Source organism: Acinetobacter lwoffii, from assembly GCF_022809915.1.
GTDB lineage: Bacteria > Pseudomonadota > Gammaproteobacteria > Pseudomonadales > Moraxellaceae > Acinetobacter > Acinetobacter lwoffii_M.
In genome coordinates, this window is the sequence record NZ_JALGQY010000052.1 from 1 (window position 1) to 8,994 (window position 8,994).

Below are 8,994 nucleotides of genomic sequence, written 5' to 3' on the forward strand. Positions count from 1 at the left end.
TCTATCCAAGCATACAAATAATTTAGATAAAAGGGACCCAAATCTGAGGTCCCTTTTTATGCTATTTAACATAATGGCGGTTATACGAAGTACACTTGTATATGAGTATAAAAATCAATCACTTAAAATTTTAACCCTGATCACCAAATGCACAAAAAGTGGCTTTTGTAATAAGTTGGTGAGTTTTTAAGCGGATCTGTAACATTTTGCCAGTAAATTTGATCAAAAAATAATCAATTTGGTAGACAAAACCCATTTCATCAGCTTCCTGGCTTTGAAATTATCCCCAATTGCTGTGGATAAAATTTAGGCTATTTTGTACGCTTAGGCTTACGTTAATTCCGGTTCTTTGCGGCTACCCGGAATACTGGAATTTTCCTATGATGGGTACATAGAGAACAGGATGTTCCAAATAACAAGAACAAGAAAGATCGCACCAGGAACGTGAGGTAAGACAGGAGTCATACCTAGCAACCCAATATGAAAAACCCCGGCAGGATGCCGGGGTTTTTTACTATCTAAACTTCTTAAATTAGAGTTGGATGAGCATCCAGGATACGAATTAAGGTTGCTGCAGGACCAGTCGGGTAACGACGGCCTTGTTCCCAGTTTTGCAGGGTTCTCGCACTGATATGCAAACGTGCAGCAAACTCTGCTTGGGTTAAGCCAGTTTTCTCACGTACTTCCTTAATATCTGGCAATTCAAGCTCAGTTACCCGGCTTGCTTTCATTTCATTGCGTTTGATGGCACCAGCTTCTTTGATTGAAGCAACCAAGTCATCAAATAAGTTGTTATCCATGAAATTGCTCCTTCACTAATTGACGCAAAATAGAGGTCTCTTTGTCTGTCAGGTTATCTTTCACAGACTTTGGATAAGCCACCAGGAAAAAGATCTGATCATCCTCTGTGACCCAATAATAGATCACCCGGATACCACCACTTTTACCTTTATTGCCTTGAGCACAGCGTACTTTACGAATTCCACCGCCATTCTTGATTAAGTCGCCCTTATCAGGCTGTACCAAGAGATCTTGCTGGAGCTGACGATACTCTTCATCACTCACAAGCTCTTTAATTTGCTTGGTAAAAATACTGGTTTCAATGAATAACATAGGTTGGAGTACGTCAATGGCGTATAAGAAGTTTAGCAGTTCTAGAATGAAAAAACGAGAGCAGTAGGCTCTCGTTTCGCATAATCCGTATTATGTTAATTTTAGGAAAACTTATAATCAGAATAATTAACAGCCACTGTTTTATTGGTAGCTATTAATTATTTAAAGGATTGTAATTTTTACCTATGAGTACTTTGATCTTTTGTTTTCCAAAGAGAGTATAGAATTCCTGTAAACAAGATGATGAACGTGATCGAAAGGGAGACTGGCGGTGGAATTTTTGCTATACCTAATCCATCAGCTATAAAAATTTTTGATCCAATAAAGACTAACAATACTGCTAATGCGTACTTCAAATAATGGAAGCGGTCGACCATTGCTGATAGGGCAAAATATAAAGCACGTAATCCCAAAATTGCGAAAATATTTGAAGTATAAACAATAAATGGATCTGTCGTAATCGCAAAAATCGCAGGAACACTATCTATTGCAAAGATCAGATCTACAAATTCAATCATGATCAAGGCTAGAAAAAGTGGTGTCATAAACCAGGTTAATTGGTTAGTTTTTGGATCAATCTTTTTCACCCAGAACTTCTCTGCATGAAGCTGCTCAGTGACACGAAATCTTTTTTTAATAAAGTTCAAAATAGGAGAATTTCCGACTTCATATTCTTTATCAACACTTAGCCACATTTTTATCCCTGTAAAAATAAGAAAGGCTGCAAATATATAAAGAACCCATGAAAATTGGCTGACCAGTGTTGCGCCCACGCCAATCATGATAGCTCTTAGAAAAATTACACCTATAATTCCCCAAAATAAGACTCTATGCTGATAAATTCTTGGTATCGAGAAATATGAAAAAATCATTGCAATGACAAAGATATTATCCATCGCTAATGATTTTTCAATTACAAAACCGGTTACATAGTTAATCCCTGCCGTGGGTCCGAGATACCACCACACCCATGCGCCGAAAAGTAAACCTAATGTAATATAAAATGCTGATAGTGCTAAGCTTTCTTTAACACCAATCTCTCTTACCTTACGATGAAATACTCCAAGATCTAGAATAAGCAGGACAAGTACAATAAGGATAAAGAAAATCCACATCCAAACAGGTTTATCTAAAAAATTCGAAAATAGAACGTCCATAGTTTTCCTCTGCTTATACTAAGAATATTGGATCATTTTTTGGTTTTTTTCTTATGGAAAAACCAAGCATGCAGATTTTTTGATTAAAGAAAGAGTGCAGTATTTCTATTTGAAGCTGCAATCTTTGACGCAATTTTGAGTTTAGTGAAGTTTGAATCAGACATTTTTTCTCAATACATGACGATCTCTAATCTTAACTTCAATTAAATGCTCAAATAAAAGAGTAATTATAAATGAGTCCTTGCGATTTAAGTTATTCATCGTCTTTGTGATGATCATTATCGAATAGCTTACAAGTAAAAATTATTGCTAATATGACTAGGCTAGAAGAAATACCAGCATATAAGTTGGCTAAAGTTCCACCAAAAACAACAAGATCTTCTAAAAACAAGATGACTATAACTACAATAGATACATGTAATATAATAACTTTTAGATCATGAAACTTATTAATTGATAGTGTCTTAAAAAAAGAACTATTGTCAAAAATAGCTTGTTGAATAAATAATTTATAAAAACCTGCTGAAATTAAATGAAATGTAATAGCAATTAACGAGACATCGAGGATTTTTAAAAATTTAACAACAACTATTTTTACTTCAAAATTAGTTGCATATATATTTTTTATAATAAAAATTATTGCATCAATTAGAAGATATATAGTTGATAAATATAAAAAAATAGAAGATATTATGCAATTTATAATAACTATAATAACTAAAAATCTACTCTTTTCAAAAAAATTTTGTAGCACTTGATAACATCCCTTAAAATGAGGCTTTGTTGCATAAATATGTAAGCATCTGATTTAAATAAATTTAATTTTGGATCAAAAAATAATCAAAACTTTTAAAATCATATAGTTATGATATCTTTGTGCAACAAAGCCGTCCAGTACTGGAAACTACATCATAACCTCTCTGATTAACTGAATCAGCTAATTGTCCTAAGGTCATCATAGCTACATAAAGTTCCCAATTCTTCCTGTTAAATGCCTTAATTCTGCAATAGGCATTCCCCAAGAGAGTTCTTTTTCAAACCATTCAATAGATTCACCTAAAGACTTAATAATATCGAATTGGCTCAATGCCATGATTGATTTCCTATCACTTATAAATTAAAGAGCTTACGATCACGTTCATCAGTCAAATACTTGTCCATCTGTGCAATCAATTTTGCCCGGGCCTGTTCATCTTCTTCAGTGATTTTTAGCATACAAGATCCGATTAGAATTTTGCGTCTAGTATCATCTTTACGAGCCTGTTCTTTCTCTTTAGCACGTTCTCTTGCAAGTGCTGCCTGTCTTTGAGCTTTAAGCTGTTTCAGCTTTTCTTCCTGGGCTTTAATTTTGCTGTCTAGTGTTTCAGTAACGCTCATTAATCCAATACCATCATCCTGGGAAACCATCCCTAACATAAGCGCACTTGAATATGCATTCAAGGTGCTATATGTATAGTAATGTTTTCCTCGAAGAGCGCACTTATGCAAACTTCGTTTGCAAGTCCGATTGGGGACTCCCCAATACCCCGACAACCGTATACACGGTTGTATTTCACTATGTGAAAATTTAAAAGCGAAAAACAGGCATGGCGATTTACCACTTTTCAGTCAAAACCGTAGCACGATCAGCAGGGCGTTCCGCTACTGCTGCGATTGCCTATCGGGCAGGTGAAAAGATCTATTGTGAACGTGAGGGCCGAGAACATGATTACAGCCGAAAAACAGGTGTGGAATATAAAGAAATTTATTTACCCGAAGGCGCACCAGAACATTTAAAAAACCGGGAAAGACTCTGGAACGAAGTTGAACAACGGGAAACCCGAAAAAACTCGACAGTTGCCCGAGAATTTGAAATCGCTTTTCCAAGTGAATTAAATCAGGAACAACGCCTGGCCATGCTCGAAGAGCTATGCGCCAGTATCGTGGACAGACATCAGGTGGCCGTCGATGCCTGTATCCATGCACCGCATACCGGATCCGGCAGCGATGAACGCAATTATCACGCCCATATCCTGATGAGCACACGCAAGCTCACTCCCGAAGGTTTTACCGAGAAAACCCGGGAACTGGATCAGAAACACAGTGGAGAAATCGAACACTGGCGCGAACACTTTGCCGATATCTGCAATATGCACCTGGATCTGGCCGGATACACCGCCCGAGTCGACCACCGCAGCTACAAAGACCAGGAGAATGGCCTGGAAGCGACCCTGCACGAAGGACCGAAAGTCACCGAACTACGCCGAAAAGGGATTGAGACCGAAATCAGCCGCAGCAATGATGAAATCAAACAGAGAAATCAGGCTCAGCTGCAATACGGCAAAAATATGGATCTGCTGATTGCTGAAAATGAGATCAAACTCAGCACACTGAAAACAGAACAGCAGATCCAAATCAAAAATAGCGCTAAAACGCCACCAATTGACGAAAAAGCCCTGTTTGAGGAAAAACAGAGGGAAACCCTTGGCAAAGTGCTAAAACGCGAAATCAGCGCAAAAGACGCGAATCTAGACCTGGATTTCATGCAGCGTAATCTCAAACAAGCCGAAATAACCCTGACCAAGCACCACAAACATCAAAATGAGTTCAATCAGCAGCTTGCCCAGGAGATCGTGAAAAGCGGACTCAAGCAAAGTCATGACAAATTGCAAAGCCTGGTCGATCAACACAACGAATTAACTCAGAACAAACCCTTACTGTTTGGAAAAAAAGCCTGGGAAGCCCAACGTGATGCGATTTACCAGGAGCACAAAAAGCTGAAAGGTCAGCATGAACACCAGAAAAAACATGGTGTGAAGGATTTATTGGAAAATGAAAAGTTTAAAGAACATGCCTGGAAGCAGTACCAACAACAACATCCAGCCAAAGCCAAGCAATACCAGACTCTATACCCATCCTATCAAGTCATTAAAAAATGTGTGGATGAGATCAAAGCAGAACAACAGATGAAACTCAGACAGGAACAACAGCTCAAAGCACAGCAACATGCGCCTAAAATGAAATCTAGTGGCATGAGTCGCTAAACAGAGCGAGTGTCTACGAGCGAACTGAAAAAATTTGCCCATCCCTTTCCCTGATTACAAGCTCCCTATCCATTAATCACCTACCCTACAGAGCATCCCGCATGGGTGCGAACTTTCCAAGTTTGATTCTTAAATCGAGCGTAGCGAGAAAAAAAGCTCATGAGCGAAGCGAATTCCGAGCTGCTTTTGATCTTGCTTTTGCTTTTTCTCAAATTCACGAAAATATGAACCAAAAATTGCCCCGACGAATCGAGCGAAAGCGAGATTCAATAGAGTTTGAGCGAAGCGAAAACCAAGGGCAATTTTCATGAATTTTCTTTTTTATTTTATATTTATAATATTTAATATTTGAAGCATTTTTTCTTTTTTGTTTTCAATATATTATGGTGGTATAAACATAGGTTTTATCCGTTTCAAACATAGGTTTTATCCGTATAAACATAGGTTTTATCCGTTTCAAACATAGGTTTTATCCGTTTCAAACATAGGTTTTATCCGCATAAACATAGGTTTTTATTTTACTATTTAAATGAGTATTGTTATGATGATTCCCTAAGTGAAAAATTTATCTAGATTTTGGTAAATCCATATAATGTTTATAGGGAAATAAGAATGAGCCGTTCAGAAAATTTAGACATGTCGATTCTTGTCTCTAAAGCAAATGATTTAGTAAAAGCTCATTATAAAATGACTGTTGTTGAGCATAGATTGTTCAATATCGCTTTATCAAAAATTCGTTCTAATAAGATTACATTAGATAATAATGTACCAATTACCATTTCAGCTCATGAATATGCAGATCTGTTTTCAGACACCATAGATGGCGGTTATAAAGCCCTTAGAACGGCTGTAGATACTTTATTTGAACGCCAGTTCACATTAGAGCGAGAAATCTCAAATACTAAAAAACACGTTAGAACATATAGATTTATTCAAATGAAGGGATATCTTGAAGGTGAAGCTAGAATTGAAATTCAATTTGCTAATGACGTCTTACCATTTGTAAGTGAGCTAGCTAATAAATTTACTCAAATTGATCTTCAACATACGGTTGATTTAAGCAGCCAATATGCCAATCGCTTATATGAAATTCTTAAAGAAGTGCAGAACTATAAAGAGCAAAAAGTTTTTCTAGAGTTGGACGATCTTCGATCTAGGTTCGGTATCGAAAATAAATATAAAACTATGTCAAATCTAAAAGACAATGTCCTGGACTTAGCTGTCACTCAAATAAATAAGAGCAAAGCCTGCGATATATATAACCTTCAATATACTAATAAGAAGGCAGGGAAAAAAATTATAGGATTTGAGTTTACCTATAAAATTAGAAAGCAACCAAAGAAGTCAGATATAGCTATACAACCTATAGTTTTAAAAATGACTGATTCGCAACGTTATCTTTTTGCTAATAAACTCTCTGAGCTTACCGAGATGAATAAATATTCTCAAGGTACAGAAAGTTACTCTCAATTTGCTGTTCGCATTGCCGAAATGTTGCAGGATCCACTTAAAATTGAAGAATTACTGCCATATCTAAAGAAAGTAGGATTTAATACAAAATAAACTTCATGTTCAGATTGGATGTTCACATGAACATCCTTGTACACGCACTGAGGGATTACATTGAACACAACAAAATTCAGCGTCATGGATGCAAGTAAAGCCTTTAAAAAATCACGTACAACAATATATGAGGCTTTAAAAAATGGTGAATTATCAAGAGATCATGATGGTCTTATAGACTTATCTGAACTTATCAGAGTTTATGGCAATCCAGTCGGTGTTCAGTCCAGTACACGTACTGAACAAGTTCAGAAGGATGTACAAGTACACGTTCAATCTGAGGTTGAAAGTGTATTAAAAGATCAAATTTCTTTACTCAAAAATCAGTTAGATTTAGCAAATCAAAGAGAAAAGTCTTTGATGCAACATATTGAAGATCTTACTCATAGAATTGAGTTTAAAGGCACCTTAGAACAGCCAAAACAAGAAAATATTAATAAACTAAATGAATCTACTAATTCGAATATAGCAACAGATCCTCGGCCACAGACCGAGTCAAACTATGACGAATTGACTACTCCTCAGAAAGACAATAAACGTATCCCTGTTCCAGAACACGTTGAGCCTGAACCAAAAAAAAGGGGTTTCCTGAGCCGTTTTTTTCTTCCTTATGGTTAGCCAGGACTCCAATTTTTTGATGGGCCAATTTCAGTGCAAGCACATGAAATAATGACTCACCAAAAAACCGGATGAGGTTTATTAAGACTGAATAAAACCGTGGAACATTGTTCAATATTTAAGCGTGGAACATGAATAATCAATAAAAAGCCGTTCTGGTGCCCTATACTCCAAAACGGCTTACTTTAATATACTGATATTTAAAGAGAAATATCAAGCATTTCGTATAAGGTGTATTATGTTATTTTTAGAAAAACTTAACTTAAATAGATAAATCTAATATATTATCTTTCTCACAATTTCATAAATATCAATTATCTAATAAGCTTTAAATTCTCTTACTAAGTCTGTATGGTGTTTTATCAGAAAGATACTATAGAGGGTAATATGCATAGTTTTTCTGTAAAAGAATTGGATCAGTTGATTGAAAATGATCTAAAGGAAAAGAAAAAATCCAGTAAGTTATTGATTGGATATAAACTATTTCATGATCTAATGAATGACCCTAAATTTCATGCAGAAGTGACAGATTCAGCCCTGAGTGCCACAAAACGAAAATATAAGAACCTCAAGATCAAGATTACGACGGATAAATATCAACTTCATTTTGAATAAAACATAAAAAAGAGAGCTGGCAGCTCTCTTTTTTATGATAGAAGTGTACTAGTGAGTACACTTCTATCATCTCCATTTTACATAATGTTCATTATGAATAGGTTTTACAATTTCATTAATTATCATATAGATATATTTTTTTGACTTCGTATAAGGTGTATTGTGTTAATTTTAGAGATTCTACATAAACGTAAAATCTCCTGCGCTTAGATTCTGGCATGTGTTCCATACTTATCAATCATGATAGAGCTGGCTTCATTTAAGCCACGCACAGTGACATTCACACCATTCTTTTGAAATTTTTTTACAACAGAATCAAGCATGGCGACTGATGTTACATCCCAAATGTGAGAATGGGTCAAATCAATAATCACATCCTTTACATCCTCTTTAAAGTCAAAACCTTGCATGAATTTTTCAGAAGAACTAAAGAAGATCTGACCTCTCAACTCATATAAACGGGCCATTCCTTCAAAAGATGCTGTCACCTGGATATCATTTTCAAGTTTATTCGCCAGGAACAAGGCTGAAAGTAATACGCCTGTTAACACACCCAAAGCCAGGTTATGCGTAGCAACAACTACAATCACCGTCGCAATCATGACGAAATTACTGCTCTTAGGATTATCTTTTAACTGAGTGACAGAACTCCATTCAAAGGTACTGATAGAGACCATTATCATTACCGCTACCAATGCAGCCATTGGAATCACTTTGAGCCAGTCACTGATAAATACAACCAGAATAAGAAGAAAAATGCCCGCAGAGAATGTTGATAAGCGTGTAAGGCCACCTGATTTTACGTTAATCATAGATTGACCAATCATTGCACAACCGGCCATGCCACCCATAAAGCCAGAAGCAATATTCGCAATCCCTTGTCCCTTACATTCCTGATATTTATC

Annotated in this window: 12 protein-coding genes; 4 read left to right on the forward strand and 8 right to left on the reverse strand. The window is 36.2% G+C overall.

Annotation, left to right across the window (positions count from 1 at the left end; all coding sequences use genetic code 11):
* Nucleotides 1-527: 527 nt before the first annotated feature.
* From nadS to MTX11_RS15820, 6 genes are all read right to left on the reverse strand, one after another.
* A complete protein-coding gene (gene nadS, locus MTX11_RS15800) occupies nucleotides 528-800 on the reverse strand; it encodes a NadS family protein (protein WP_004896911.1) in 273 nt (90 codons plus the stop codon).
* A complete protein-coding gene (locus tag MTX11_RS15805) occupies nucleotides 793-1,113 on the reverse strand; it encodes a type II toxin-antitoxin system RelE/ParE family toxin (protein WP_000897309.1) in 321 nt (106 codons plus the stop codon). The genes nadS and MTX11_RS15805 overlap by 8 nt, the downstream gene beginning before the upstream one ends.
* Nucleotides 1,114-1,292: 179 nt before the next feature.
* Complete coding sequence (locus MTX11_RS15810) at nucleotides 1,293-2,270, reverse strand: TerC family protein (protein WP_004761028.1); 978 nt, start codon at nucleotides 2,268-2,270, stop codon at nucleotides 1,293-1,295.
* A 253-nt stretch (nucleotides 2,271-2,523) separates the two neighbouring features.
* Nucleotides 2,524-3,024 carry a YqhA family protein gene (locus MTX11_RS15815; RefSeq protein WP_164543315.1) on the reverse strand — a complete coding sequence of 167 codons (501 nt, stop codon included), beginning with the start codon at nucleotides 3,022-3,024 and terminating at the stop codon, nucleotides 2,524-2,526.
* A 207-nt stretch (nucleotides 3,025-3,231) separates the two neighbouring features.
* Complete coding sequence (locus tag MTX11_RS16630; RefSeq protein ID WP_254894336.1) at nucleotides 3,232-3,363, reverse strand: hypothetical protein; 132 nt, start codon at nucleotides 3,361-3,363, stop codon at nucleotides 3,232-3,234.
* Nucleotides 3,364-3,380: 17 nt separating this feature from the next.
* Nucleotides 3,381-3,647 (reverse strand): hypothetical protein, encoded by a 267-nt coding sequence (locus MTX11_RS15820; protein ID WP_006581723.1) that lies wholly within the window; start codon nucleotides 3,645-3,647, stop codon nucleotides 3,381-3,383.
* Between the two features lie 209 nt (nucleotides 3,648-3,856).
* Here MTX11_RS15820 and mobQ point away from each other — a divergent pair, with 209 nt between their 5' ends.
* Complete coding sequence (gene mobQ, locus MTX11_RS15825; protein WP_243475559.1) at nucleotides 3,857-5,293, forward strand: MobQ family relaxase; 1,437 nt, start codon at nucleotides 3,857-3,859, stop codon at nucleotides 5,291-5,293.
* A 129-nt stretch (nucleotides 5,294-5,422) separates the two neighbouring features.
* Here mobQ and MTX11_RS15830 read toward each other — a convergent pair whose 3' ends face one another.
* Nucleotides 5,423-5,602, reverse strand: a complete 180-nt coding sequence (locus MTX11_RS15830) for a hypothetical protein (RefSeq protein WP_005261369.1) — start codon at nucleotides 5,600-5,602, stop codon at nucleotides 5,423-5,425.
* Between the two features lie 303 nt (nucleotides 5,603-5,905).
* On the opposite strand from MTX11_RS15830, the gene repM reads away from it, so the two are divergent.
* From repM to MTX11_RS15845, 3 genes are all read left to right on the forward strand, one after another.
* Nucleotides 5,906-6,856, forward strand: coding sequence for a replication initiation protein RepM (gene repM / locus MTX11_RS15835; RefSeq protein WP_005225810.1), 951 nt, complete (start codon nucleotides 5,906-5,908; stop codon nucleotides 6,854-6,856).
* Between the two features lie 60 nt (nucleotides 6,857-6,916).
* Nucleotides 6,917-7,474: a plasmid replication DNA-binding protein gene (locus tag MTX11_RS15840; RefSeq protein ID WP_240664393.1), complete on the forward strand. Its 558-nt coding sequence runs from the start codon at nucleotides 6,917-6,919 to the stop codon at nucleotides 7,472-7,474.
* 387 nt (nucleotides 7,475-7,861) lie between these two features.
* On the forward strand, nucleotides 7,862-8,089 hold the full coding sequence (locus MTX11_RS15845; protein ID WP_000555568.1) for a hypothetical protein: 228 nt from the start codon (nucleotides 7,862-7,864) through the stop codon (nucleotides 8,087-8,089).
* Nucleotides 8,090-8,295: 206 nt separating this feature from the next.
* On the opposite strand, the gene MTX11_RS15850 is transcribed toward MTX11_RS15845, so the two are convergent.
* Nucleotides 8,296-8,994, reverse strand: a 699-nt coding sequence (locus tag MTX11_RS15850; protein WP_243475560.1) for a SulP family inorganic anion transporter, incomplete at its 5' end; no start/stop codon positions are given.

Excerpts from the sequence above, each read along its gene's own strand:
- nadS (WP_004896911.1), bottom strand. The coding sequence starts at position 800 with ATGGATAACAACTTATTTGATGACTTGGTTGCTTCAATCAAAGAAGCT.
- MTX11_RS15805 (WP_000897309.1), bottom strand. The coding sequence starts at position 1,113 with ATGTTATTCATTGAAACCAGTATTTTTACCAAGCAAATTAAAGAGCTT.
- MTX11_RS15810 (WP_004761028.1), bottom strand. The coding sequence starts at position 2,270 with ATGGACGTTCTATTTTCGAATTTTTTAGATAAACCTGTTTGGATGTGG.
- MTX11_RS16630 (WP_254894336.1), bottom strand. The coding sequence starts at position 3,363 with ATGGCATTGAGCCAATTCGATATTATTAAGTCTTTAGGTGAATCTATT.
- MTX11_RS15820 (WP_006581723.1), bottom strand. The coding sequence starts at position 3,647 with ATGAGCGTTACTGAAACACTAGACAGCAAAATTAAAGCCCAGGAAGAA.
- mobQ (WP_243475559.1), top strand. The coding sequence starts at position 3,857 with ATGGCGATTTACCACTTTTCAGTCAAAACCGTAGCACGATCAGCAGGG.
- MTX11_RS15830 (WP_005261369.1), bottom strand. The coding sequence starts at position 5,602 with ATGAAAATTGCCCTTGGTTTTCGCTTCGCTCAAACTCTATTGAATCTC.
- repM (WP_005225810.1), top strand. The coding sequence starts at position 5,906 with ATGAGCCGTTCAGAAAATTTAGACATGTCGATTCTTGTCTCTAAAGCA.
- MTX11_RS15845 (WP_000555568.1), top strand. The coding sequence starts at position 7,862 with ATGCATAGTTTTTCTGTAAAAGAATTGGATCAGTTGATTGAAAATGAT.